This is a genomic window from Streptomyces sp. NPDC029466 (assembly GCF_055574515.1).
In genome coordinates this window covers 1-24,856 of sequence record NZ_JBVHZH010000019.1, presented here as the reverse complement: position 1 = coordinate 24,856, position 24,856 = coordinate 1, and the positions used below count along the sequence as shown (strand labels likewise).

Below are 24,856 nucleotides of genomic sequence, written 5' to 3'. Positions count from 1 at the left end.
GTTGCAGGCTGCTGCGGGCTGCGAAGTTCCGCTCGGGGAGCGGGAGATGGGCCGGAGCGGGTCCGTAACGGTGCCTCGGTTTCTCAACGCGGGGAAGTGAGGGGAGCCAGAGTGGTGGGCCGTACCGCGTCGGCCGCCGCCGAGGCGCGCAGGAGTGCGGTCAGGTCGTGGGGCTGCGCCTGCTCCGTAGTAGGAGTCGCCGCGGTGATGCGGTCCAGCCGGAAGCCCCGGCCGGCCCGGCGGGTGCGGCACCAGGCGATGAGGTACCACCTGCCGTTGGCGGTGAGCAGTCCGGCCGGTTCCACCGCGCGGTCGCTTACGCGTCCTGCCGCGTCGGTGTAGGACAGCCGCAGCACCGTGTGGGTGGCGAGGGCCCGTGCCACCGTGGTGCGGACCGTGGCGTGGGCGGGCGAGGGCAGCGTGACGATCCGGGCGGCGAGTTGCTGTGCGGCTGCCGAGGCGGGGCCGGACAACGAAGCGGCGATCTTCTGGGCCGCCGTACGGGCCGCGGCGGCATACGGGGCGGCGGCGTCGGCCGCGGCCAGGGCGACGGCCAGTGCCGAGGCTTCCTCGGTGGTGAAGTGGATCGGGGGCAGGGTCATTTCCGGGTCGACCGACCAGCCGCCGCCCCGCCCGGGGGTGGCGCGTACCGGGACACCGGTCTCCATCAGCGCCTGGAGGTCGCGCTGCACGGTGCGCGTGCTCACCTCGAACCGCGCGGCGAGCACCGCGACCGTCAGCGGCCGCGGCGCCGCCGCACGCAACTCCTCCACCAGCGCATAGAGCCGGGCAGTGCGGTTCATCCGGGCGACGCTACCGTCCCGTGGTGGACAGGAATTCCCGCTCACGCCGCAGTTCCCGCTCGGTGATGGTCAGCGGGAACAGGGTGAAGCCGTGCATGGCGCCGGCGACGACACCGAGGTGCACGGGCGCACCGGCCGCCTGCCACCGCCCGGCCAGGAACAGCGAGTCGTCCAGCAGTGGATCTTCGGTACCGACGACGATCCGTGCGGGCGGCAGACCGGCGAGGTCGGCGAAGAGCGGCGAGACCTCGGGGTCGCGGCGTTGTTCCGGCCCCGTGCCGGGTGTGAACAGCTCGTAGCTCCGCCGCAGCGTGTCCGTATTGCTCAGCAGCCGCCGTGATCCGAACGCGCGCTGGCTCGGCGTCATGGACAGGTCGTAGGGGCCGAAGAGCAGATGGGCCGCCCGGAACGCGCCGGTGATGCCGTGCCGGTCGCGCAGGCGCAGCAGCGTCAGGACACTGAGGTGGGCACCGGCCGATTCACCCCCGATCAGCAGCCGTTGGGTGCCGAACTCGGCCGCGGCGTGCCGCACCAGCCACCGGGCGGCCGTCTCGCAGTCGTCGGGCCCGGCGGGGAACGGGTGTTCCGGCGCGAGGCGGTAGTCCACGCTGACCACGGCCAGCCGGGCGTGCTCGGCGAGCCGCCACAGCCGCTCGTCCTGTCCGTCCGCGGCACCGAACGCCCAGCCGCCTCCGTGGAAATGCAGATACACGCCCTCCACGTGCTCCGGCACGAAGACCCGTACCGCCACCCCGCCCGCACTGACGCGGTCCTGGCCGTGCGGCAGTCTGACCGGTGGTGTGTCACCACCGAGCCGGTTGCGCCGAAGGGTGGCCAGCAGGGCTGCGTCCGGCGTCTCTTCGCGCGCCGGGCGGCTCGCGGCAGCGGCCTCGAATTGCTTGTTGAATGCCAGGGTCTCGTCGAGGCAGTCCTCATCGGTGAGCGTCATGCCGCCCACGCTCGCAGCCGTCCGCGACACCCCCCTGTCACCTTTTCCTGGTGAGCCGCGCCACACTCCTGCCCTGCCGCCTGCCGCGTCACCGCCCCCTCTACTGACCGCGCGCACGGCCCCAAGCGGCTTACCGCGGATCGTAGTTCAGCTCTCGCCCCCGTCGTTCCCCTCGGGCTGGCAGTCGGGGCACCACACCGTGCCGCGGCCCGCGAGACGCTTGCGGCACAGGGTCGTGCCGCAGCGCGGGCAGCTCGCCCCGGGGTCGTCGCGGCGTCCCGTGAGCCAGGATCTGCGTGGCGGTACGCGGCCCGCGCGGACCGCCGAGCGCAGGGTGCGGCGCAGCTCCGTGTACAGCCGGCCGTGCTCGTCGGCGGAGAGCGCACCGGCCCGTCGGGCGGGGTGCAGCCGGGCGCGCCACAGGATCTCGTCGACGAGGAGATTGCCGAGTCCGGCCAGTGCCGACTGGTCCATGAGGACCGACTTGAGGCTGCCGCGCCGCCCGGCGAGCACCGCCGCGAACCCCTGGTGGGTCAGCGTCGCCGCATCCGGCCCCTGGTCGCGCAGCATCCGGTCCAGCCCGGCCTCGTCGACCAGCCACAGGCCCTGGAGTTTGCGCTGGTCGCGGTAGCGCAGCTGGCGTCCGCCGGTCACCGTGAACACCACCCGGTCATGGGCGTGCGCCGATTCGGCGGGGGTGGCGCACACCAGCTCACCGGTCATCCCGAAGTGCAGCAGCACGGTGGGGCCGTCGGTGCGCGCAAGCAGCCACTTGCCGCGCCGCTCCGGCTCGGCGAACCGGCGGCCGGTCAGCTCGCGGCGCAGCCGCCCGGCACTCACCCCGTGCAGTACGCCCGCGTCGTACACCTCGGTCCGCCGGATCCGCCTCCCCTGCGCACAGGAGGCCAGGATTTCCCGGAACGCCTCGACGTCGGGCAGCTCGGGCATGGCGTCACCCGCCGGTCCCCGGGGGCGCGGCGCCGGGCCCGAGGGCGCGCAGGCCCTGGAGGAGGAGCCCCAGCCCGAATTCGAAGTGGGCGGCGAAGTCCGTGCTGGCAAACACTGGCAACGCGGTGGTCAGATGGGGGTATTGGCCGGGGGTCACCGCTGCACGCAGCCGTGCCGGGTCCGCCGGGCCGGCGTCCGTGCCCTGGTGTGCGGCCTGCTCCTCCAGGGTGTGGCCGAGGGTGAAGTGGACGACCGTGAGGGCGGCCCGGCCCGCGTCGTCGGCGGCGAAGCCCGCCTCCCGCAGCACGCCGACGAGGGCGTCGGCGAAGCCGAGGGTGTGGGCGCCGGTGGCGTGCGTACCGGCGTAGACGCGGGCGCCGTCGCGGTGGCCCAGGAGCGCCGTACGCATCCGGCGGGCCAGTTCGGCCACCCGCTCGCTCCAGTCCGGCGACCCGAGCGGCCGGTCGAGACAGTCGGCCAGCAGCACCTCGGCCATCGCGGTCAGCAGTTCGTGCTTGGTGGCGAAGTAGCGGTAGAGCGCACCGGCCCGTACGTCCATGGCCTCGGCCAGCCGCCGCATGGTGAGCGCGTCCAGCCCGACCTCGTCCAGCAGCGCCAGGGCCACCTCGACGGTCCGCGCCTGGTCGAGCTTCGGGGGCCGGCCCCGCCCCGTGGTGGCGGGCCGGGCGCCGGGAGGGCTGGTCGGGCTGGGGGTTGACGCGGCGCTCATGGCGCTCATTATAGTGAACGGCGTTCACGTGAACATCGTTCACTAAATAGCGTTCACCAAATAGCGGGCACGAATGCGGGGAGGCAGTCGATGGATGCCGCTTTCGAGGGCGAGAGCGAGGGCGAGGCCGAGGTGGCGACCGAGTGGAAGGCCGAGGTGGTAGCCGAAGTCGAGGCCCAGGTGGCGACCGATGGGGAGGTCCAGGTGGCGGCCGAAGTGGAGGCCCAGGTGAGGGAGGCCGCTGCCGAGGCGGCCGACGAGGTCGATGTGCTCGTGGTGGGTGCGGGGCCGACGGGGCTGATGCTCGGTGCCGAGCTGGCACTGGGCGGCGTACGGGTGCAGATCCTTGAGCGGCGGACCGCGGCCCAGCGGGACTCACGGGCGCTGACCCTGCACCCGCGCAGCATCGAGCTGATGGACCAACGGGGCCTGGTGGAACGCTTCCTGGCGCACGGACGCGCCGTCCCGGAGTGGCACTTCGCCGGACTGGACACCCGGCTGGACTTCAGCGCGCTGGACACCCGGCACGGCTACACCCTGTTCCTCGCCCAGGCCCGCACCGAGCAGCTGCTGGCGGAACGCGCCCGCGAACTCGGGGTGCCGGTCCGGCGCGGATACGAGGTGATCGGGCTGCGCCAGGGTGAGGGCGGTGACGGAGGCTGCGGCGACGGGCGGGGCGGGCGCGCGGCAGCGGGCGGTGTCGAGATGGCGGGCGGTGTCGAGGTGGACGTCCGCGGGCCCGGCGGCGGCCTGCGGACCGTCCGCGCACGCTATGTGGTCGGCTGCGACGGCGGACGGAGCGCGGTGCGGCGGGCCGCCGGCATCGCGTTCCCCGGCACCGACGAGACCCTGACCGGCGTACTGGGGGACTTCGCGGTCGTCGACCCGGCGGCCCTCGACCGTGTGCGCGCCCATGGCGTCCTGGTCGCCCCGCTGGAGGCGGACGGACCCGCGAACGGCCCGGCGGAGGGCCGGACCGGCGGCCTCACCCGGCTCGTCCTCATCGACCCGCGGCGGATGCGCACACCATCCGCCGAACCGCTGACACCGGAGGAGTTCCGCAGCTCCCTGGTGGACCTCTGCGGCACCGACTGCGGGGTGGCGCAGCCCCGTTGGCTGTCGCGGTTCGGCAACGCCACCCGCCTCGCCGCCCAATACCGCGCCGGACGCGTCCTGCTGGCCGGCGACGCCGCCCATATCCACTTCCCGGCCGCCGGACAGGGCCTCAACACCGGGCTCCAGGACGCGATGAACCTGGGCTGGAAGCTCGCCGCCGAGATCCACGGCTGGGCCCCGCCCGGACTGCTCGACAGCTACCACGCCGAACGGCATCCGGTCGGCCGGGCGGTCACCGAGAACACCGAGGTCCAGACGCTGCTGATGGAGCTGACCCTACTCCCCCCGTATCAGCGCCCGGCCGCCGCGCTGCGCACCCTGCTGACGGAACTCCTGGGCATCGAGGAGGTCAACCGCCGCCTGGCCGGGCGGATTTCCGCGCTCGACACGGTCTATCCGCCCACCGCCACCGACGCCGACCCCCTGACGGGACGCCGGATGCCCGATATCGCCCTGACGGCGACCGGTTCCGCGGCCATCCGCGCCTACGAACTCCTCCCGCCCGGCCGCTTCGTCCTGCTGGACCTCGCGGGTGACGAGCAGCTGCGGCGGACCGTCACCCCCGGCTGGGGCCCCCGGGTGACCGCCCTGACCGTCACCCGCCACGACCACCGCACCGACCTCGACGGGGTACGGGAGATCCTCCTCCGCCCCGACGGCCACATCGCCTGGGCCACCCGCACACCGGCCCTGGCAGACCGCCGCACCGAGCGCCATCGCGCCCTGACGGAGTGGGCGGGTGCCCCGGTGCAGGGGTAGTCAGGGGCGAGGCCCTTCCACCCATCGGCGGCCCGCACCCTCACCCCGGTTGTAACGCGGCCGCGAACTGCGGAAGGGCCACCAGCAGCAGTGCCGTTCCCGTTTCGATCCAGCGGTACTTGGAGCGGATGATCGCGCTGGTGCGCCGGACGGAGTCCAGGAGCGGGCCGGTGGGGTCGTGTGCGATACGGGCGAAGGCGTGGCTGAGGCCGTCGCCGTCCTCCCCCCGTCCGATGTGCTCGAAGTAGCCGGGGCCCGCCAGGCCGGGCTTCCTTCCCCTGCGCCTCCGGGGGGCGATGGCGGAGACGAAGCAGACGATGGCCAGCAGCGCGGTGGTGACCGCGCCCCACCACAGCACATCCGCCTTCCACGAGGCGGCGGCCTGATGCGTGGCGGCACCGCGGGTCACCGTGATGAACGCGCCGAGCACGGCGCCCATGAAGCCCAGCAGTACCGCGGCCTTGGTGTCCGCCCGTGCGATCTCCACGCCGTTGGCGGCCAGGAAGCGTTCCATCGCCGCCAGGGTCTCCGGGTGCGGCGTCCCCGGCGCCGTGCCGGGGACGCGGCGGTCACGCAGGGTCCGGTGCCGCTGACGGAGCGGGCGCGGAGCGGGGCGCCGGCGCGCCCCGGCGGCCCCGGCCCGCGCTCCCCGCTGCGGCGTGAGGCGCACCGAAGGACGGGGGAGCGCCGTACGCCTCACACCGACCACTCCTTCGCCGGCCCGCGCCGGTGGCCGTTCAGCCCCGAGCCCCCAGGCCCCTTGTCCGCCGGCGCATCCTGCGGTGCCGACGGTGCGGGCACCCGGCGTCCCAGTCCGGCGAGCCGGTCCCGCAGCAGCCCGGAGAGTTCCTGCCGCTCCTGCTCCGTCAACGTGCCGAGCAGTCCGGCGATTTCGTCCTGCCAGCTGGTCTCCTCCTTGAGCAGACCGCGGTGGTTCACCGTCCAGTCCAGCACCTGGCCAACCTGGTCGGGGTGCCGGACCAGCCAGAGCGCCGCCAGCGACACCGGGCCGTTGCGCACGGCCTGCTCGCAGAACTGGAACTCCTCCCGCCGGTTGGCGGTCCAGGAGTACGGCAGCTCGCCCCCGCCGGGCTGCCCCAGCCGCAGCTCACCCTCTGATTCCTGTCCGCTGATGTCCGTCACGCGGTAGGTGAGGCCGAGACCCTCCAGCTCCTGTGGCGCGGCCAGATCTTGCATGATCTCGGGTGCGCCGAGGGTCTGCCCGTCGGCCGCGTGGGCGTCCTCCAGGTGACGCAGCCGCCGGTCGAGCTCCTTACGGACCGCGTCCCAGCCGTCCGCGGTCCGCGAGCGCACCACCTCCACCGGGTCGTGCACCCACCACAGCACCCGGAGGTCCACCGACTCCGTGCCGTAGGCGGTGGGCAGTGCCACGCTCCGGGTCCCCGACTGCTCATGGAGCTGGACGTGGAAGGCGCTGTCGTAGCCGCCCAGCAGCCTGGGCGCGGCGGACGCCTGCGCGGCCGCCTCGTCGGCTGTCCCGAGCAGTGCCCGATTCCGGGAGCCCAGTACCCGGTAGGCGCCGCTGTGTTCCCGCAGCACCAGGGCCCGGTCGAGGCGGCCGGACCAGCGGTGCCGCAGGATCTCCCGCCAAGGGGCCCGCGCGGCGGGGGTGTAGACGGGCTGGTTGCTGTCGGTCGTCATGACGTTCTCCCGTTCGGGTGGGTGCTGCCGTTCGCCGGCTGCCATGGCTGCTCGCCGTTCCGCCAGGAGTTCAGGGCTTCCCGGGCGATGGCGAGTCCGGCGAGATCGGGGATATCGGCCCGGTCGATCACGACGAAGAGGCGGAACACCCCGTGCCGGAAGTCCGCCGCGAGCGCGCTGAGCAGGGTCTCCACGGCCGTTCGCGGCAGGTCGCCCCAGGTGGCCATCCGGCACCACCAGAGCACCGCGCTGCAGGTCGCCGCGAAGCGCTCCTCGTCGTTGAGGGTCCGGTGGACGAGGTCGATGATCTGCGCCGCGTATTCGCCGTCGTCGGCCAGCTGTTCCTGACACCACGAGGTGTTCTGGAGCAGTTGCGGGAACGTCCAGAGCGCGATGTCGGCCAAGGCCCCCTCGCCGTCCGCCCATTCGGCCAGATGCCGGAAGACCGTGGCCTGGCTGCCGGAGGCGAACAGATCGCCCAGTGCGTCACGGACCGCCCGGTCCACGGTGAACTCGTGCTCGTCGTCCCGGCCACGGGGCACATTCCGCAGCAGCCGCATGGCCACCTCGGGCCGGGAGGCGCCGAAGTCCGCACCGCAGGTGTAGGCGACGGTGGAGCGCACCTGCCAGCTCTGCTGCGCGCTCCACCGGCTGAGGCGGTATTTGACCTCGCGGGCCAGGACGGGATCTCCGGCCGCCACGCCCAGCGCGTACGCGGCGATGGTGCGGCTGCTCCGACGCGAAGACCTGGCGAGGGTGCCGATGTGCTCAAGGGCCCGGCGGCCCCCGCCCCAGCCGGCGGCCCGGCCCATCACCCGGCCCACCGGCTCGGTCAGCTCTTGCTCGTTCCTGAGGTCCGCCATCCACTCGGTCAGCAGGCCGGAGAGGTGTCCGTACTCCCGCCAGACATGCCGCAGCACGGCCTCCGCCTGCCGGTGGCGGGTGAAGCGCACGGCCTCCACGGCGTAGGTGTAGCCGGAGTTCGAGTGGATCTCCCTGGGGGAGCGCTCCGCCCGGACGCTCCACAGGAGTTCGTCCAGCGACCGCCGGAAGACGAACTGCGGATTGGGCCGCGGCTTCCGCTCCCGGTCACGCCGCCCGTCCTCGTCGGAGCCGGCGGCGCCCTCCGGCAGTACGGAGCTGAGCCGCCCGTCCGCCAGCTCCAGCAGCCGTTCCGCCTCCTCCCGCACGATCCGGTGGTCCAGGCCCTCGAACACGCAGGTCGCGAGGAGGAAGGCGAGCCCGTCGGCATCGTCCCGCAGCCGTGCGAGCAGGTCCGGCACCTCGCCCTCCGCGAGGAAGCTCAGCCTTTTCTGGATGTCGGCGAGGTCCGGCCCGCCGTCCTCCGCGGTGGCGACCGCGGCCACCAGCTCGGCCACCTGGGCCGGCACCAGCTCCGGGGCCAGCAGCTCGTCCAGCAGCCCGGGCTCCAGGAGGGCCAGCCGCCGGGTGCGCTCCGACGGGTCCGGTACCGCGTCCGCGAAGCGGGCGTCGAACACCGCCCGCGCGGCCGGTGGCGTACACCGGACGGGCGTGACATGGAGTTCGCGCGACAGGCGCCGGACCAGCTCCGGGGCGTCCGGCAGCACCACCACCATGCGGGCGTCGGCCGTGCTCAGGAGGCTCTGGAGGTGGCGGACCATCCCCGGCTTCAGCGGGTACTCGGGCAGCAGCCCGTCCACCAGATAGCCGCGGGTGTCGCGGTGCCTGGGGCGCCAGGACGCAAGATTCATATCGCCGTCGACCGCCCGCAGGCTCATGCTGCCGCCGCTGTGCCGGTGCAGCAGGTTGAGCGCCGCGGTGCGGCGGCCGGTACCGGGCTCGCCGGTGAGGAACAGCAGCCGGCTGTCGAGTTCGGACAGGGCCGCGGGGAACCAGTCGGGCTCCGCGAACCCGGCCTTGGCGTCAAGGACCTCCACCGCGGAGATGGGCCCCTCGTGCGCCTCGACCCGCCGTTCGCCGGTGCCGCCGGTGCCCCCGCTGTTCTGCACCCGCTGACCGCCGTGCACGGAGCCGGTGTTGATGTTGGCGTGCGGGGCGTAGATCATCGAGGGCGGCTGACTGCCGAAGGGCAGACCGGCGAACTCCCCGCCGTGCAGCGCGTACTCCGCCGCCGCCTCGTCGACGTCCGCGTCGTCCGGGTCCGCGAAGCCGATATCGCCCTCGGGCGGCTCCTCGCCCGCTGCCTGCGGTTCCGGTGCCCCGCGGGACGCCCCGTCGCTCTGCTGCGGGATGTCCGTACGCGTGTCCTCGGCGCTCATCGGCGGCCCTCGTGCTTGTCGCCGTGGACCGTGTCGCCCTGGTTGCCCTGCACCGTGCCGGCCTTGTTACCGCCGACGTAGTCCCCACCGAAGCGGTCGCCACCGACGTAGTCACCGCCGATGTAGTCGCCGCCGGTCTCGACGTTCCGGACGTTCTGACCGCCGTACACGGTCCCGCGGTTGATGTTCCCGCGGTCGGCCCGGTACTGCACCTGCGGGGCGGCGTCCCGGCGCGCGGCGCGCCGGGAATCCTCAGCGCGCTCCCTCTCGCCGGACTCGTGGTCCTCGACCACCCGGTCCCCGAGGATGCGGCGGTCGTACAGATTGCCCGACGGGGCCGGGACATACAGCCAGGCCGCCTGGTCGAACTGCTTGCCCTCGACGGTGGCCGGCACCTGGAGGAAGTGGTCGGGGTGCCGCCCGGTGTAGCCGCTCACCACCGCGTCCTGGTAGCAGCGGTCGGAGAGGATGGCGGCGACCTGGGTGATGTTGGCGCTGGAGGCCGCCAGCATCGCCTTGACCGGGCGGGAGTCGAGCAGCCGGTGGGTGTCGTTCCGCGGGGTCCCGTTGCCGTCGTACTCCTGCCCCGCGTCGGGCAGCGGCCCGATGTGCAGGCTCACCCTGAGCCGGATGCGCACCGCGCCCGTGGAGTGCAGATGGAACTCGGTCAGCACGTCCTGGAGGGTGCTCAGCCAGGGGTGGATGACGAACGGCATCTTCGCCGGGTCGAACCCGAAGACATAGCCGTCGCCGGTGGAGTCGGGGAACCGCCGCTCCGCCCAGACCTCGGCGATGCCGGCCCGCTCGAACGAGGTCTGGAGGAGCTGCGGAATGGCCTGGCTGATCGCGCCGTGCTCGATGGCCGGGTATCCGGTGAAGTCCTTGGCGTCGACCGCCACGATCCCCCGGTACGGCGGCAGCGGCCGGCTGCGGGAGTAGGGCTGGGCACTGGCTTCGGGCAGGTCCGGGCGGGACGATGACATCGGAACTCCTTGGCTTTCCCGTGCGGTCTTCACCGGGTTCATGGCCGGGCGACGGGCCGTCATGAACCGGGGCTGAATCCGTCGTTCAGCTCCACACACGAGTCTCGCGAGGGACGGTTCCCCGGTGTGCACCCGTAGTGCAGTGACGGCGTGACGCGCGCCACACCGGATGGGGCGTCAGCTTCCGGGAGCGGCGGCCCTCCGGCGCAGCGCGGTCAGATCGCCGAGGACGATGCTTTTCCGTCCGGCCCGCACCTCGCAGGACTCCAGCTCGGCGAGCGTCGACGAGATCGTGTTACGGGAAATGCCCAGGTACTGGGCCAGTTCGTGACGGGTGAGGGCCAGCTCCAGCGACTCACCGGGGCGGCCGCCCGTCTGCCCGGCGATATCGGCGAGCCCCACCAGGGTGGCCGCCAGCCGGGTCAGGGTGTCACCACCACCGCGGGCCTCGTCCGACTCCCGCATCCTGGTGAAGGCGTACCGCACCAGCACCGGAAACAGATCGTGGTCCACGACGAACCGCAGGAACTCCGCCTTGCCGACGACCCCCACGGTGCACGACGAGATCGTCTCCACGCTCGCCGACCGTACGTCGTCGTCCAGCACCGCGACCTCGCCGAGCAGCTCCCCCGGCCCGCGGAACGCCAGCAGGGTCAGATCTCCGTTCCGCTCGCGCCGGAGCACCTTGGCGACCCCGCTCAGCACGGCCAGCACATGCGTCCCGGGCTCGCCCTGACGGAGCATCATCGTCCCGGCCGGATGCCGGCGCTCGTACACCTGGCCCAGCAGGTCCCGCCAGACCGCGTCGCCCACGAAGTGCCGCAGTGTCCGGCCTGTCGCGACCGGCGCTCCCCCTTGGCGCTCACCCATGTGCCGAGCCTAGAAGAACTCCGCCCGCGGTGTCGGCGGAAGGCGGTGACGGGAGCCGGCCCCCACCCGGCTCCCTCGCACCTCAGCCCCCTCTGCCGCGCCTCAGCCCGCGCGGACCGGACGCCCCTGCCGTCCCGGACGTCCCGGGTTCCCCGCGTTCACCGGATCCACGGGATGCGCGCTCGCCGAACTCGCGGGCCGGTCCCGGCGCTCCGTGCCATTCGTGTCCCTGTCCTGCGGGGTCTCCGGGTACTCGGAGTGATCCAGGCTGTCGGAGGGGTCGGCGCTGCCCGTGGTGTCCCGTGCGCCGGCGCCGTCGGCACGTCCCGGGGCGTCGGAGGCATCCGTGTCATCCGCGCGGTCCGGACGGTCGGCGCTGTCCTGGCTGTCGGACGGGTCCTGCCCGTCGGAACGGTCCGGGCTGTCCGAGCGGTCCTGGTCATCGCGACGGTCCTGGTCGTCACGGCGATCCTGGTCATCGCGACGGTCCTGGTCGTCCCGACGATCCTGGTCATCGCGACGATCCTGGTCGTCCCGACGATCCTGGTCGTCACGGCGGTCCTCGTCGGCGGAGGGGACCTCTTCCCGGGGGCCGTTCGAGCTCAGTTGGAGGCTGCCGAACCTCGCGGTGAGCCAGCCGCGGGCGGGTACGACGGTCACCACGGAGCCGGTGCAGTCGCGGCCGTTGTACAGGACGAGGTCGGTGGGGGTGTCGTTGTCCACCTCGCCGTAGCCGTCCCCCACTCCGTAGCAGTGGTCGTCGCCGGGGTCGAGGATCTCGTGCGGCCGGTTGTCGGGGCGGGTGTGGTACGTGATGACGCCGGTGATGGCATGCGCGCCGGAGGGAGCGAACGCGACGAGCCCCCCGGTGAGAGCCAGCGCACCAAGGAAAGCGGTCTTGCGTCGCACAGTCGGAACTCCTGTCAGCCATGGCGGCGGGCCGGTCCTGGGCCTGGCCCTTACGGGATGTCGCCATGTGGGGTTCCCGACGCCCTCTCGGGATATTCCCACCGAAGGGGAGATTCACCGTGCAGCAGGACATTACGGGCGGCAGGGACGGGGTCGGTAAGGCCGACGGGGCCGGGCCTGGACCGGGGCCGGCCCCGTCGCTCAGTTCCCCCGCACCGGCCGGACGCTGCCCAGCCAGAGGACGTCGCGGGCGCGGGTCATGGCGACGTAGAGCTGACTGCGGGCCAGTTCGGCGCGCTCGTGGGCGGTTTCGACGGGGGTGCGGCCGTCCGGGGTGCCCGTGGGCGGCGGGGTGTCGTGCTGCGGCAGATAGACGCGCTTGAATTCCAGGCCCTTGGCGCGGCGGTAGCTGCCGAGTTTGACGGCCTCCACCGGGTGCCCGTCGTAGCGGTCCAGCGAGCAGACGCGCAGGCCGGCCCGGGTGAGGAGGCGCTGGTAGTGCTCGATGGCGCGCTTCGCGGGGCAGAGGACGGCGGAACCGGCCAGCTCCTGCGGGGTCAGGCCGCGCAGCGCGGTCAGCAGCGCCTCGTCGTGCGCGGCGGGGGTGGGCAGGACGGCGCGCTGCACCTCGCCGTCGTGGTAGGTCAGGTCGATGTCCCGGCGCCCCGGGGTACGCAGCCCGTCGAGGTCCTCGAAGGCGTCCTCGGCGACCACGGAGAGCGCGGTGTCCACGATCTCCTTGCTGTTGCGGTAGTTGGCGCGCAGCACCTGGCCGCGGTCGCCGCGGATGTCGATGCCCGCGTCCGAGAGGCGGAACTGGCCCGGGTAGACGGCCTGTTGGCCGTCGCCGACCAGGAGGAGGCCGTTGGGGGTGTCGCCCACCAGGGCGTGCAGCAGCCGCACCCCGACGAGGGTCAGGTCCTGGACCTCGTCCACGACGACGGCCGTGTAGGCGCTGTGCCCGATCCGGCCGGCCGCCTCGGCGAGCGCGAGGGAGAGCACATCGTTGAAGTCGTGGACGGCACGCTCGGTGCGCTGCGCCTCGTACGCCTCATACAGGGACCAGACGGCCTGCCGGTGCGGACGGCGCAGCCCGGCGCGGCGGCGACGGCGCGGCAGCGCGGCGTACTCGTCGAAGGAGGTGATGCCGCGGCCCTTGATGACGTAGTCGATCTCCTCCCGCCAATACGGGTGCAGCGGATCGATCTCGGTCAGACAGCTGTTCCGGCCGACGTGTTTCCAGGCGAAGCTGAAGGCCGTCTCCGCCTTCTCCTTGTGCAGGTGGACCGGCACGCCGCGGTCGCGCAGATACTCCTGTGCCCAGGAGTGCAGGCTGCGGAAGTCGACCCGGTCAGCCACCGCCGGGGCCATGGTCTTCAGGAAGGTGGCCTGGACGCGGGGCAGGTTGTTGGCGAACGTGACGTACAGGATGCGGCCGTTGGTGCGCTGGGCGAGGTAGGCGGCGCGGTGCAGGGCGATGACCGTCTTACCGGTGCCGGCCGGGCCGCTGATCCTGGCCGGACCGGCCCAGTTGCGCCGTACGAGGGCGAGCTGGTCCGGGTCGAGGAAGGTCATCCACTGCTCGATGGGCGCCCGGCGCGCCTCGTCGAGCGCGGCGTCCCGCAGCCCGTCGAGGTCGAAGAGGCCGTCGGATGCGGGGTCGTCCGGTATTCGGGAGGCGGTATCCGAAGTGGCGGTGCCCGGGGCGGCGGTGTCCAGGGCGGGAGTGTCCGGGGTGGGGGCGGCGGACGGGGCCTCGTACTCGGGGAAGACCCGTTCCAGATGCTCGGTGAGGGCGCGGACGGACTGGGCGGACAGCCGGGTGCGCTCCGACAGCAGCGCCGGGCCTATCTCGCGCTCCCCCAGCAGCCGCACCCGGCCCAGCTCCGCGTCGACCCGATGCCCCGCGAAGGCCAGCAGCGGCCGCACCGCCACCGGGGACATCCCCAGGGACGCCACCGCGCTCTCGGCGGCCTTGGTGACCGCGAGCAGCTTGCGGCGGTGCTCGTCGCGGGAGAATCCGCCGGCCCGTAGCCGGCCGGCACAGGTCTCCGGGGCGGCCCGCCAGTTCTTGACGTCGATGACGAAGACTCCGCCGGGGCCGATCAGCAGCATGTCCACATTGGCCGCGCGGGTGCCCGGCCAGCGCCGGTCCACGAGCAGCCGCCAGCCCCGCTCGGCCAGCATCAGCAGCTGGGCGGCGACCCGCCGCTCCCCCTCGCTCGCCGCCTCCCAGCGCTCGGCCCGCGCCCTGGCGGCCTGCCACTGTTCCCGTAACAGCCGCTCCTGCCGACGCGCCTGCTGCGCCCGCCGGGCCGCCGACGCCCCGGCCGACCCGCCCAGCCCACTCCCTGCCGCCATCGTCCGCCCCCTCACCGCTCGCCCCCGTAGGCATGAGCCAAGAACCCTAGGACGAGGTCACATGACACGGAAGTGCGCACGGGAGGGGCACGGGCGCATGGTGCGGAGGTCCGCGGTGAGGCGGGTTACGCGTGGGACTTGGCGAACTCCACGAGCCCGGCGAAGCCCTGACGGGACAGCGCGAGCTGCGGTCCGTTCGGGTCCTTGCTGTCACGGACCCGGACCAGGAACTCGCCGGTGGCCGCCACAGGCTCAGGCGCCCACTCGATGCACTGGCCGCCGTTGCTGCTGTACGAGGACTTGAACCAGCGGAGGGAATCGGTCGTCATGGAACGCCCTTTCCTGCGAATGGGGAGCGGATCACACGTGGAACTTGGCGAACTCCACGAGCCCGGCGAAGCCCTGACGGGACAGCGCGAGCTGCGGTCCGTTCGGGTCCTTGCTGTCACGGACCAGGAACTCACCGGTCGCCGCCGCATGTTCGGGCGCCCACTCGATGCACTGACCACCATTGTCGCTGTACGAGGACTTGAACCAGCGGAGGGATTCGGTCACGAGATGCCCTTTCGTAGGTCATTGATCATGGCCACGGACGCCGCTTGGGAAGGGGCGTCGGCCTGTAGCTGATGGTAGGCCGCCAGTATGGGCAACACCGAGCTGCTTTCCCGTTCAAGATGGCCTCGTTGGGCAGACTCGGCGTAGGACATGAGCGAGCGATCCGGCAGCGTCAGCACCGTGATCGGTAGGTGGAATGGTCGCCGCTCCCCCATCTCGAACGGGGCAACGTGGACCACAGTGTTCGGCAGCTCGGCGAACTCGACCAGCCGCGCCAACTGGGCTTCCATGACGGCGTATCCGCCGATGGGACGTCGGATGCAGCTTTCGTCCAGCACCACGAAGACCAGCGGCGGTGGCGTACGGGCCAGCGCCGCCTGACGTTCCGCGATGAGCGACACCCGTTCGTCCGCCTGTTCTGGCGTGATGGCTCCGCGCCTGACGTGGCTCCCGGCTAACACTGAGGCGTACTCCGGGGTCTGGAGCAGACCAGGGATGATGCCCACTTCGTACAGCCGGATCTCCGCCGCCCGGCCCTCGTGGCCGACGTACTCCGGGAAGCCCTCCAGCAGGCTGCCGTGCCGGATCTCGCGCCACTGCCGTTCGAACGTGTCCACGGTGCCTTCGGTGCCGAAGGTGCGGTCGGCACTACGCGAAAAACGCAGAGTAGGGGGTTTCCGTGCAGTTTCCACCGCCGAGACATGCGTACTGGAATAACCCATCAGCTCGGCGAGTTCGTCCTGCGTCCAGCCGCGCGCCTCCCGTGAGCTGCGCAGGCGCGCCCCGAAGGCCGCTTGCGGACTACTGTCCGGCGTCAACTCCTTGCGGTTCACAGAGCTTTCACCAACGCTTCCCCCTCCTTCGACAGGTTGAGTAGCTCCCGACTCTAGGTCACTCTGGCCGCCCTTGGTAGTGGAATGACTACGGAGAGGAGCGGGCGTTGAGCGGTCCAGAGGATGTAGCGGTGAACACCGGCTTACCGGACGACGCGGACCCGGAGTGCCCCGAACCAGCCGATGACAGCGACAGCGACAGCGACAGCGAGACCCTCACGCACCTTCGTGCGCGGATGCACCAGGACTACGCCCGGCGGCAGCGCCACGGACAGCTGGGGAGGTCGCTGTGAGGTGCACGACGTGCGAGACCTTGCGGACCGTGCTGGCGGCAGCCGAGCGGAACGGCGACCGGTCGAAGGCCGTCGACTGCCGGGTGTTGCTGCGGCGGCACCCGGAGCATGACGACGTTCCGGTCGAGAGCCAGGGCGCGGAACAGGCCGAGAGGCAGGGGGAGCCGTGAGCCCCCCGGACGCGGAGAAGGCCACCGCAGCCCCCTACGCCGGCACGCCGTACGAGGCGAGCCCCGAAGGGTGGTGGACGAAGCACGGCGGAGCACTGGACGGGGAATCCGGCGTGGTCTACCTCCCCGCCGGTCCTGGTCTGCCGCCGTGCCTCGTCCCGGGATGCCGGTGCTATCCGGCCCTCACGGCCGACCGGAAGAGACCGGCCGCCGACGTCCCCAACCCGGTCGGCACACCCAGTCGGCCCGGCGAACCCATCGGGTGGCGCAGTTCGGAGGACCGGTAGCGCCGGCAGTCCCGGTGCCAGATGAGGATGCCGGCCATCCAGTGCTCCAGCTCGCGGACGTAGCCGTCCATCGCCTCGCGCGCCTCCGGTGAGAGCTGGAAATCGTCGTAGACGACGGGGAGTTCATGGGCCGCGACATGCTGGAACTCGCGCATCCGCGAGGTCATGAGGTCATGGACGATGGCCAGCCCGGTCGGGTAGTCGCAGCCGAAGAAGGTCTGGACGACGAGGATGCCGTTGTGGACCTCGCCCTCGTATTCGATCTCCTTCTGGTAGGAGAAGACGTCGTTCATCAGGCCGGCGTAGTCGGCGGCGGCGTTCTCCAGTGAGCGCAGCGGGCCGGAGCGGTAGATCTCCGGCGGGACCCGCCGGCCGTGGGCGAGTCGGCTCAGGCTCATGGTGAGGTCGGCGCCGAAGGTCGCCCGGCGCATCTCGATGTAGTCGACCGGGTCGGGGATGCGGTGCTGGATCTGGTTGCCGATCTCCCAGAGCCAGCTGGCGGTCATGGTGTCGACGGTTTCGCGGAACGCCCGGCGTGCCTCCGGAGCCATACCGGCCGCCGTACGGGACCACAGGTCCGCCAGCCCGCGTTCGAGGGCGTTGACCGGCTCGGGTGGGGTGGTGCCGGGATCGAGCGGCATGAGGGCCGACAGCCGCTCGGTGCAGACCTTCGCCGAGGCGAGGTCGCGGGTGCGGCCGAAGACCGCCGGATAGTAGTCGTCGGCGTAGGTGCCCCAGGCCAGCCAGGCGGCGTCCAGGTCCAGTTGCTCCGGGGTGGCGTCCGGGTGGATGCCCGCCGCGCACAGCGCCAGATCGTGCCGGACCATCACGGGCTCGTCCCAGATGTCGGAGAGCGGCACACCGGGCTGCGGCTGCAGGAGGCCCATACGGTGCGCCCAGTCGATGAGCCGCAGCCGGGCGCCTTCCAGGTGCGGGCTGAGGGTGGTGGTGAACGGCATGCAGAAGTCGGGGAGTCGGGACGGTCCGACCTTCTGGTGCGGGAGGTGGGTGCCGCTGCGGAGGCGGAGCGCACCGGCCGTGGCCAGGGCGGTTTTCAGGTCCGCCGCCGAGGTGCCGAGGCCGCCGAAGGAGAAGGGCGACCAGGGCCGCGAGCTGTCGGCCGCCGCCCCGCCGCCGTTCATGTAGCGGCTGGAGCGCATATGCCATTCATGGCCGCCGGACTGCCAGTCCTGGAGCCCCTTGGCGTACGCCAGCACCTTCGCGCAGGAGGCCGGGTCGAGCCCCGTCTCCAGGAAGAGCGGAGGGAGTTCGGCGAGGACGGTGTTCTCGAACTGCTGGAGCCGGGAGGTGATCAGATCGTTGACGGCATCCGCCGCTTCCTGGGTGGTGCAGTCCAGGAAATTCTCCAGTACCAGGACGCCATTGCTCAGCTCGCCTTCCTCCTCCGTCTCGCGTTGATAGGAGAAGAGGTCGTTCCGCAGATGAACGGCGTCGGAAAAGGTGTCCCGCAGCACCCGCAGTGGCCGGGAGGCGGCGACGGACGCGGGCACCTCGGCGCCGGTCGCATACTCCACCAGGCCCGCCGACCAGGGCGCGCCACCGACCTTGCGGCGCATCTCGATGTATTCAACGGGGTTGGGCACCCGGTGGATATTGATATTGGACAGTTCCCACAGCGATTCATTGAGCAGATGCTCGGTGCTTTCGGCGAACCGCCGCCGCCAGTCCATGGACATCTGCGGCACCGTGCGCCGCCACAGGTCGGCGAGCCCGGCCTCGACCGGGTTGGCCGGCTCCGGAAGGGGCGCGGTCAGGTCCATCGGCATAAAGGCGGGCAGCCGGTCCAGATATTCCTTGCCGCCCTTCCGGTCCAGCGTCCGCTTGAATTTCTCCAGGAAGTGGTCGTCGAAGAAGAAGACCCAGACATACCAGTCGGTCACCAGCGACAGCGCGTCGGCGTCGCACTCCGGGTGGGTGTAGGAACACAGCAGGGCGTAATCGTGGGCGTCGAGATCCTTCTCCTCCCAGACGCCCGAGCCCTCCAGCATTCCCATGGCGTGGGCCCACTTCCTGGAATGCGTGCGCGCGGTCTCCAGATGCGGGTTCAACCGCGCCGGATGGGGCGTATAGAAATGGGGCAATTCGAATGGCTGTGTCACCGTTGCCGGCCTCTTCCCCTGCGTACGGAAGGAAGCGCGGTGGATCACGCCCCCCTGACGGGGCTGCGCTACCCCGGGGCCCGGCGCCTTAGGCCTTACGGAGGAGGAGCGTCCGCCTCCACTCCCCTTCGGTTCGGAGCGACACCAACCGGGTTCATTTCTCGCTGACTTGTGGCACTTTTCTTTCGTCCGGCCCTGCCGCCCCTGCCGCCCCCGTCGGCCCCGCCGCCCCGCCTGCCCGGTGGGCCTCGTCGGCCCCGCCAGACCCGCCGGTCCGCTCGGCCCGGCCGCGCGCCGCGGTCCGCAGGGCGAGCGCCGCCAGCGCCTCCGGGGCACCGGCTTGGCCGCGGATACCAGGAAAGGCATTGATGTCCACGATGAGGGGCGCACCGCCCCCGGCATCGAGCAGATCCACCCCGTAGACGTCCAGGCCGAACACCTCGCCCACCCGGAGCGCGGCGGCGGTCCAGCCGGCGGGCAGCTCACCGACCGGCAGCGGCAGATTCGGACCGCGGCCGTCGGGGGCCAGCTCCGAGCGGCGCAGCGCGGCGAAGAGCTGCCCGTCGACCACCCACAGCTTGTGGTCCCAGCCGCTGTTCGGGGTGAAGTCCTGGACCACCACCGGCTCCCCGGCCCAGTCGGCGGCCAGTTCCCGCAGCCGTACGGCGCTGTCGGCGCGGGCCACCAGGTCCCGGCGGCGGCTGAACCGGCTCTTGATCACCAGCGGGCCGTCCGGGGCACCGGCCGCTGCCAGCTCCCCCAGGGTGGCCACGGCGCGGGTGGCCGCGAACGGCAGCCCCGCCGCGCGCGCCATCGCGGCCATCGTCACCCGGTCCTGGCACCGGGCGGTCGCCGCCGCCGAGTTGAGCACCGGTGCGCCGTGCTCCTCCAGGAGCGCGGCGAGCGCCAGCGCCCGGGGCGTCCGTGCCTTGAGGAGATAGACATCGGCGAGCGAGGAGAGGTCCGGGCCCGGCCCCTCGACGCCCGGGTCCAGGGTCTCGACCCGGTGATCCGGCGTCAGCAGACCGGTGACCGCGGCCAGCAGCGGATGCGCGGGGTCCGCGGTGAGCAGACAGATCCTCACCGGCCGCCGCCGATCGACGCCGCGGGCCTGGTGGGGCGGGGAACGGGCGGCGCGGTGAACGGGGGCGGCGGGGCGGCCATCGCGCTCGTCCGCGCGGTGGCGTAGGTCCCCCGCGCCCCCTGGCGGGCCAGGTCCAGGACCGCGGCGGACACCCGGGCGACCGCGTCCGGCACCTGACGGAAGCTGGGGAAGTCATTGATGTCGACGACCACCGGGCCGTCCGGGCCGAGCAGGATGTCGACCCCGTAGAGGTCGAGGCCGAAGACGGCGCCTATCTCGGCGGTGATCCGGGCGACTTCGGGCGTCAGCGGCACCTGTCGTTCGCATACGGCGTGTGCGGGGTGCAGCGGGGAGCACCGCTCGGTCGCGTACAGCTCACCGGCGACGCTGTAGACCTTCAGATCTGTACCGGAGTTGGGGACATAGGGCTGGGCGATCAGCAGACCGTCGGCCGGTCCGTCCGCGCCGCCCGGCTCCAGCAGCCGGTCCGGCGTCGCCACCAGCCGCACGGCGCGCCCGGAACTGCCGTCCGCGGGCTTCACCACCAGCGGGAACTCCGCCTCGGCTATCTCCGCGAACTCCTCGGGGCGGGCCGCCGCATACGTCACCGGGACCGGCAGTCCCTTGCCGCGGGCGATCACCGCGGCCAGCGCCTTGTCCCGTACGCCACGGATGGCCCGGACGTCGTTCACCGTCGTCAGCCCGACCGAAGCGGCCGCTTCCAGGAGCGTCAGGCCCGGACCGCCGGAGACGGTCTTGAGGACCCAGGCATCGTGGCTGCCGGCCCGGACCGCCTCGGATATCCGGATCAGCGAGCGGCCGGGCCACACCACGTCCACCTGGTGGCCCCAGGCGCGGAGTTGGTGGATCACCTCCAGCGGCATGCCGTCATGGCGGTACTGCTCCTCCACCAGGAAGCAGAGTCTCATCGGGGCACCCTCGTCATCGCCGCACGTCCACCGTCCGTCCGGCAGATCCTGGACACACCAGGATCCCATGCGGAGCCCGCCGGGGACGGTGCACCCACGCGCCGGGCCCCGGCCCGTCCAAGGGCGGACCCGGTGGGCCGCGGCTACCCGACGCCTACGCCTACGCCTACGCCAGGAACTCCGTGGTGGCCGCCGCGAAGCGCCCGGGGTCGTCGAGCCACGGGAAGTGCCCGGCGCCGGGCTGTACGACCAGCCGGGCCTGCGGGAACAGGTCGGTGAACTCCGCCATCGCAGGCGGCGGGGCACCCAGGTCGACCTCACCGGCGAGCAGCAGCACCGGCCGCCCGAAGGCGGCGAGCGCCTTGCGGGTGGCCTCCGGGTCGAAGGCACCGTCGGCGCCGCAGACAGCCGCGGCCGCCGCGTTCCGCTGGCCGTCCTCCGCGGCCCGGTGGGCCTGCGCCGCCGCGTCCCAACGGCCGTAGAAGAACGGGGCGATGGCCGCTCGGCAGTCGTCCGTCGGCCGGCCCGCGACGAGCGCTTCCAACGCCGCGAACGCGGGGGCGAACCACGGCTCGCCGTGGCGGAGCCGCGCGGTCTCGCGCCGGAGGTCTCCGGTGATGACGAGCCCGACGGCCAGGACGCTGGGCGTGATCAGCGCCAACTTGCCGACCCGGTCGGGGTGGCGGCCCGCGTACAGCACCGCGAGGTTCGCGCCGGCACTGTGCGCGAGCAGATCGACGCTTTCCAGGCCGAGGTGCTCGCGCAGCGCCTCCACATCGTCGACGAGCCGGTCGCAGCGGTAGGAGGCCGGGTCCGCCGGTACCGCGGAGCCGCCGGTACCCCGCAGATCCAGCCTGATCAGCCGGTGGTGCGCGGCCAGGCCGCCGAGGTCGCCGAGGTATGCGGAATCCTGCATCGGTCCGCCCGGCAGGCAGATCACCGGGGGTCCGTCTCCGGACACGTGGTAGGCGAGCGTGGTCCCGTCGGGCGCGGAGAAGGTGGGCATGGCCGCGACCTTGTCAGCGGCGTCCGTGCGGAGCAACTGGTTTCCCCTGGCCGTACGGCTGCCCGCACGGCTGCCCGTACGTCGGGCGGCAAGGCCGCCGCCCGGCCGCCGGAAACCGCCCGGCCGTCCCACGCCGCCCGGCCGCCCCGCTCCGCCCGCCGGAGCGGCCCCGTCCGCCTCCGCTCCCGGTGTCGCTACCGTGAGGCGACGCAACGGAGCAGGACCGGCATGGACCGGGAGCAATCGGGAGGCCCAGTGACCCATAAGGCCGTGCCCTTCGACGACCTCGACCGCAAGATCGTTGCGGCGCTGATCGACAACGGCCGGGCGAGCTTCGCGGAGATCGGGACGGCGATCGGGCTGTCGTCCACCGCGGTGAAGCGGCGGGTGGACCGGATGCGGGAGAACAACGTGATCACGGGGTTCACCGCCACCGTCCGCCCGGCCGCGCTGGGCTGGCTGACCGAGGCGTATGTCGAGGTGTACTGCGACAGCGCGGCGCCGCCCCGCCGGCTCGCTGAGGTGGTGCGCAACCACCCGGAGATCGCGGCGGCGATGACGGTCACCGGGGGCGCGGATGCGCTGCTGCACGTACGGGCGACCGATGTGGAGCACTTCGAGGAGGTGCTCGAACGCATCCGGGCCGAGCCGTTCATCCGCAAGACGATCAGCTACATGGTGCTGTCCCATCTGCTGCCGGACAGCCCGGAGGCGGGCGCCCGGCCGTCCGCCGAAGGGACCGTCCGCTGAGGCGCCCGCTGCGCGCGGCCCGTCACAGCCGCCGGAGGCCCGGCCCGTCGGCGGCGCAAGCGGAATCCGGACCCAAAGCGCGCAGCAAAACTGCGTGAGAGCTCGGCGACACGCAGCATTGCTGCGCCGCTCAGCAGCATTTGTTTCTTGTGGCCCGAATCCCTCGCTCCTTACCTTGGAAGCATTCGGGGTGACGCTCTGTGACCCCTGGTCGCCCCGCCTTGCCCGAGGAAGCGAAGGGATCGTCCCGTGCCGATGAGTCGTGTGTCGCGCCCCCGGCGCTATCTGGTCTGCGAGCCCAGACACTTCGCCGTGCATTACGCGATCAACCCATGGATGCGGGCCGACGTGCCCGTGGACACCGCGCTCGCCGGGCGCCAGTGGGAGACGCTGATGGGCACCTACCGCGCCCATGGGCACACCGTGGAGACGGTGCCTCCGGTGCCCGGCCTGCCGGACATGGTGTTCGCGGCGAACTCCGCGCTGGTCGTGGGCGGCCGGGTCTTCGGCTCGCACTTCCACGCGCCGCAGCGGCGGCCGGAGTCCACGGAGTACGAGACCTGGTTCAAGGCGGCCGGTTACGACGTCTACCGGCCGGAGTCACCGTGCGAGGGCGAGGGCGATCTCGTCCCGGCCGGCCGCTTCATCCTGGCCGGCACCGGCTTTCGCACCACCCCGGCGGCGCACCGCGAGGTGCAGGAGTTCTTCGGCGTGCCGACGATCGGCCTCCAGCTGGTGGACCCGTACTTCTACCACCTGGACACCGCGCTCTTCGTCCTCGGCGAATCGCCGGAGACGGGCGAGGCGCATATCGCCTACTACCCCGAGGCGTTCTCGTCCGGCAGCCGTGAGGTGCTGCGGCGGCTGTTCCCCGACGCGGTGCTCGCCACCCGGGAGGACGCCATGGCCTTCGGCCTCAACTCCGTCTCCGACGGCCGCCATGTCTTCGTCGCCCCGCAGGCGACCGGCCTGATCGCGCAGCTCATCGCGCACGGCTATGTCCCCGTCCCCGTCGACCTGTCGGAGTTCCACAAGGCCGGCGGCGGCATCAAGTGCTGCACCCAGGAGATCCGCTGATGACCGCTCCCACCCGTACCGTCCCGGCCCAGGCTCCCCGTTCGTCCGCGGAGCTCATCCAGGCCGAGAGTCCGGTGCTCGCGCACAACTACCACCCGCTGCCCGTGGTGGTCGCGCGCGCCGAAGGGGTCTGGGTCGAGGACGTCGAGGGGCGCCGCTACCTCGACATGCTGGCCGGCTATTCGGCGCTCAACTTCGGCCACCGGCACCCGGCGCTGATCGAGGCCGCGCACCGGCAGCTGGATCAACTCACCCTCACCTCCCGCGCGTTCCACAACGACCGGCTCGCCGGTTTCGCCGAGGGCCTCGCCGAGCTGACCGGCCTGGACATGGTGCTGCCGATGAACACCGGCGCCGAGGCGGTGGAGAGCGGCATCAAGGTGGCCCGCAAGTGGGCGTACGACGTCAAGGGCGTCCCGGCGGACCGGGCGACGATCGTGGTGGCGGGCGGCAACTTCCACGGCCGGACGACCACCATCGTCGGCTTCTCCGACGACGACACCGCCCGGGTCGGCTTCGGCCCCTTCGCCCCCGGCTTCCGTACCGTCCCCTACAACGATCTCGCCGCGCTGGAGGCGGCCCTGGACGAGACGACGGCCGCCGTGCTGATCGAGCCCATCCAGGGCGAGGCGGGCGTCCTGATCCCCGACGACGGCTACCTCACCGGCGTACGGGAACTGACCCGGCGCAACGGCTGTCTGTTCATCGCCGACGAGATCCAGTCCGGGCTGGGCCGCACCGGCACCACCCTCGCGGTCGAGCACGAGTCCGTGGTGCCGGACATGCTGCTGCTCGGCAAGGCGCTCGGCGGCGGCATCGTCCCGGTCTCCGCGGTCGTCGCCCGCCGCGAGGTGCTCGGCGTGCTCGGCCCCGGCCAGCACGGCTCGACCTTCGGCGGCAACCCGCTGGCGGCGGCGGTGGGTTCGGCCGTGACCGAGCTGCTCGCCACCGGGGAGTTCCAGCGCCGCGCCGCCGAACTCGGTGCCGTACTGCGCGACGGCCTGGCCGCGCTGACCGGGAAGGGCGTGACCGGCTTCCGTGCCCGCGGCCTGTGGGCCGGTGTCGACATCGACCCCGCCCTGGGCACCGGCCGGGAGATCAGCGAACGTCTGCTGAAGGAAGGCGTGCTGGTCAAGGACACCCATGGCTCGACGATCCGGCTGGCCCCGCCGCTGACCATCACCGCCGAGGAACTGGCGTCGGCGCTGGGCAGCCTGGAGCGGGCGCTGGGCTGACCCGGCGCACGGCACCCGGCACCCGGCACCCGGCGCACGTTCGGCACGCGCGGGGGGGGGGGGGGGGGGGGGGGGGGGGGGGGGGGGGGGGGGGGGGGGGGGGGGGGGGGGGGGGGGGGGGGGGGGGGGGGGGCGGGGAGGGGGGAGCTGGGAGCGCGTGGCTCTA

Annotated in this window: 24 protein-coding genes; 6 read left to right on the top strand and 18 right to left on the bottom strand. The window is 72.4% G+C overall.

The features are described from left to right. Positions 1-83: 83 nt before the first annotated feature. The 4 genes from ACZ4XD_RS16500 to ACZ4XD_RS16485 all read right to left on the bottom strand — a co-directional run bounded on the left by ACZ4XD_RS16500 (position 84) and on the right by ACZ4XD_RS16485 (position 3,430). A complete protein-coding gene (locus ACZ4XD_RS16500; protein ID WP_468042639.1) occupies positions 84-803 on the bottom strand; it encodes a helix-turn-helix transcriptional regulator in 720 nt (239 codons plus the stop codon). 10 nt (positions 804-813) lie between these two features. Further along, a complete protein-coding gene (locus ACZ4XD_RS16495) occupies positions 814-1,752 on the bottom strand; it encodes an alpha/beta hydrolase (RefSeq protein ID WP_468042637.1) in 939 nt (312 codons plus the stop codon). Between the two features lie 147 nt (positions 1,753-1,899). Further along, entirely contained in the window at positions 1,900-2,700 is an 801-nt protein-coding gene (locus ACZ4XD_RS16490) for an Fpg/Nei family DNA glycosylase (RefSeq protein WP_468042635.1), read from the bottom strand. Positions 2,701-2,704: 4 nt separating this feature from the next. After that, entirely contained in the window at positions 2,705-3,430 is a 726-nt protein-coding gene (locus tag ACZ4XD_RS16485) for a TetR/AcrR family transcriptional regulator (RefSeq protein WP_468042633.1), read from the bottom strand. Positions 3,431-3,520: 90 nt separating this feature from the next. On the opposite strand from ACZ4XD_RS16485, the gene ACZ4XD_RS16480 reads away from it, so the two are divergent. Beyond that, positions 3,521-5,305, top strand: coding sequence for an FAD-dependent monooxygenase (locus ACZ4XD_RS16480; protein WP_468042631.1), 1,785 nt, complete (start codon positions 3,521-3,523; stop codon positions 5,303-5,305). Positions 5,306-5,345: 40 nt separating this feature from the next. Here the strand turns inward: ACZ4XD_RS16480 and ACZ4XD_RS16475 are convergent, their stop codons facing one another. The 10 genes from ACZ4XD_RS16475 to ACZ4XD_RS16430 all read right to left on the bottom strand — a co-directional run bounded on the left by ACZ4XD_RS16475 (position 5,346) and on the right by ACZ4XD_RS16430 (position 15,739). Then, a complete protein-coding gene (locus ACZ4XD_RS16475) occupies positions 5,346-5,819 on the bottom strand; it encodes a Pycsar system effector family protein (RefSeq protein ID WP_435602489.1) in 474 nt (157 codons plus the stop codon). Between the two features lie 182 nt (positions 5,820-6,001). Continuing rightward, positions 6,002-6,967, bottom strand: a complete 966-nt coding sequence (locus ACZ4XD_RS16470; RefSeq protein WP_468042629.1) for a hypothetical protein — start codon at positions 6,965-6,967, stop codon at positions 6,002-6,004. Beyond that, the gene (locus tag ACZ4XD_RS16465) at positions 6,964-9,228 is read right to left on the bottom strand and encodes a hypothetical protein (RefSeq protein WP_468042627.1); all 2,265 of its coding nucleotides are present in this window, start codon (positions 9,226-9,228) and stop codon (positions 6,964-6,966) included. Before ACZ4XD_RS16465 ends, ACZ4XD_RS16470 begins: the two co-directional genes overlap by 4 nt. Then, positions 9,225-10,211 carry a hypothetical protein gene (locus ACZ4XD_RS16460; RefSeq protein WP_468042625.1) on the bottom strand — a complete coding sequence of 329 codons (987 nt, stop codon included), beginning with the start codon at positions 10,209-10,211 and terminating at the stop codon, positions 9,225-9,227. Before ACZ4XD_RS16460 ends, ACZ4XD_RS16465 begins: the two co-directional genes overlap by 4 nt. A 177-nt stretch (positions 10,212-10,388) precedes the next feature. Continuing rightward, the gene (locus ACZ4XD_RS16455; protein ID WP_468042623.1) at positions 10,389-11,081 is read right to left on the bottom strand and encodes a Crp/Fnr family transcriptional regulator; all 693 of its coding nucleotides are present in this window, start codon (positions 11,079-11,081) and stop codon (positions 10,389-10,391) included. Positions 11,082-11,183: 102 nt separating this feature from the next. Continuing rightward, the gene (locus ACZ4XD_RS16450) at positions 11,184-11,990 is read right to left on the bottom strand and encodes a chitin-binding protein (RefSeq protein ID WP_468042621.1); all 807 of its coding nucleotides are present in this window, start codon (positions 11,988-11,990) and stop codon (positions 11,184-11,186) included. Positions 11,991-12,191: 201 nt separating this feature from the next. Then, positions 12,192-14,351 carry a nuclease-related domain-containing DEAD/DEAH box helicase gene (locus ACZ4XD_RS16445; RefSeq protein ID WP_468042619.1) on the bottom strand — a complete coding sequence of 720 codons (2,160 nt, stop codon included), beginning with the start codon at positions 14,349-14,351 and terminating at the stop codon, positions 12,192-12,194. Between the two features lie 125 nt (positions 14,352-14,476). Beyond that, a complete protein-coding gene (locus ACZ4XD_RS16440; RefSeq protein WP_468042617.1) occupies positions 14,477-14,680 on the bottom strand; it encodes a DUF397 domain-containing protein in 204 nt (67 codons plus the stop codon). Between the two features lie 31 nt (positions 14,681-14,711). Next, complete coding sequence (locus ACZ4XD_RS16435; RefSeq protein WP_468042615.1) at positions 14,712-14,906, bottom strand: DUF397 domain-containing protein; 195 nt, start codon at positions 14,904-14,906, stop codon at positions 14,712-14,714. Next, entirely contained in the window at positions 14,903-15,739 is an 837-nt protein-coding gene (locus ACZ4XD_RS16430) for a helix-turn-helix domain-containing protein (RefSeq protein ID WP_468042613.1), read from the bottom strand. The genes ACZ4XD_RS16435 and ACZ4XD_RS16430 overlap by 4 nt, the downstream gene beginning before the upstream one ends. Before the next feature lie 131 nt (positions 15,740-15,870). Here ACZ4XD_RS16430 and ACZ4XD_RS16425 point away from each other — a divergent pair, with 131 nt between their 5' ends. Further along, positions 15,871-16,032, top strand: coding sequence for a hypothetical protein (locus ACZ4XD_RS16425; RefSeq protein WP_468042611.1), 162 nt, complete (start codon positions 15,871-15,873; stop codon positions 16,030-16,032). Then, complete coding sequence (locus ACZ4XD_RS16420) at positions 16,029-16,202, top strand: hypothetical protein (protein ID WP_468042609.1); 174 nt, start codon at positions 16,029-16,031, stop codon at positions 16,200-16,202. Before ACZ4XD_RS16425 ends, ACZ4XD_RS16420 begins: the two co-directional genes overlap by 4 nt. 172 nt (positions 16,203-16,374) lie before the next feature. Here the strand turns inward: ACZ4XD_RS16420 and ACZ4XD_RS16415 are convergent, their stop codons facing one another. From ACZ4XD_RS16415 to ACZ4XD_RS16400, 4 genes are all read right to left on the bottom strand, one after another. Next, on the bottom strand, positions 16,375-18,609 hold the full coding sequence (locus ACZ4XD_RS16415; protein ID WP_468042607.1) for a terpene synthase family protein: 2,235 nt from the start codon (positions 18,607-18,609) through the stop codon (positions 16,375-16,377). A 154-nt stretch (positions 18,610-18,763) separates the two neighbouring features. Next, complete coding sequence (locus tag ACZ4XD_RS16410; RefSeq protein WP_468042605.1) at positions 18,764-19,693, bottom strand: ATP-grasp domain-containing protein; 930 nt, start codon at positions 19,691-19,693, stop codon at positions 18,764-18,766. Beyond that, entirely contained in the window at positions 19,690-20,622 is a 933-nt protein-coding gene (locus ACZ4XD_RS16405) for an ATP-grasp domain-containing protein (protein ID WP_468042603.1), read from the bottom strand. The genes ACZ4XD_RS16410 and ACZ4XD_RS16405 overlap by 4 nt, the downstream gene beginning before the upstream one ends. 166 nt (positions 20,623-20,788) lie before the next feature. Next, positions 20,789-21,628 (bottom strand): alpha/beta fold hydrolase, encoded by an 840-nt coding sequence (locus ACZ4XD_RS16400; protein ID WP_468042601.1) that lies wholly within the window; start codon positions 21,626-21,628, stop codon positions 20,789-20,791. A 255-nt stretch (positions 21,629-21,883) separates the two neighbouring features. Between ACZ4XD_RS16400 and ACZ4XD_RS16395 the strand changes: the two genes are divergently transcribed. From ACZ4XD_RS16395 to rocD, 3 genes are all read left to right on the top strand, one after another. Beyond that, entirely contained in the window at positions 21,884-22,378 is a 495-nt protein-coding gene (locus ACZ4XD_RS16395; RefSeq protein WP_468042599.1) for an Lrp/AsnC family transcriptional regulator, read from the top strand. Positions 22,379-22,642: 264 nt separating this feature from the next. Then, on the top strand, positions 22,643-23,455 hold the full coding sequence (ddaH, locus tag ACZ4XD_RS16390; RefSeq protein WP_468042779.1) for a dimethylargininase: 813 nt from the start codon (positions 22,643-22,645) through the stop codon (positions 23,453-23,455). Further along, a complete protein-coding gene (gene rocD / locus ACZ4XD_RS16385; RefSeq protein ID WP_468042597.1) occupies positions 23,455-24,690 on the top strand; it encodes an ornithine--oxo-acid transaminase in 1,236 nt (411 codons plus the stop codon). The genes ddaH and rocD overlap by 1 nt, the downstream gene beginning before the upstream one ends. Positions 24,691-24,856: the final 166 nt, after the last annotated feature.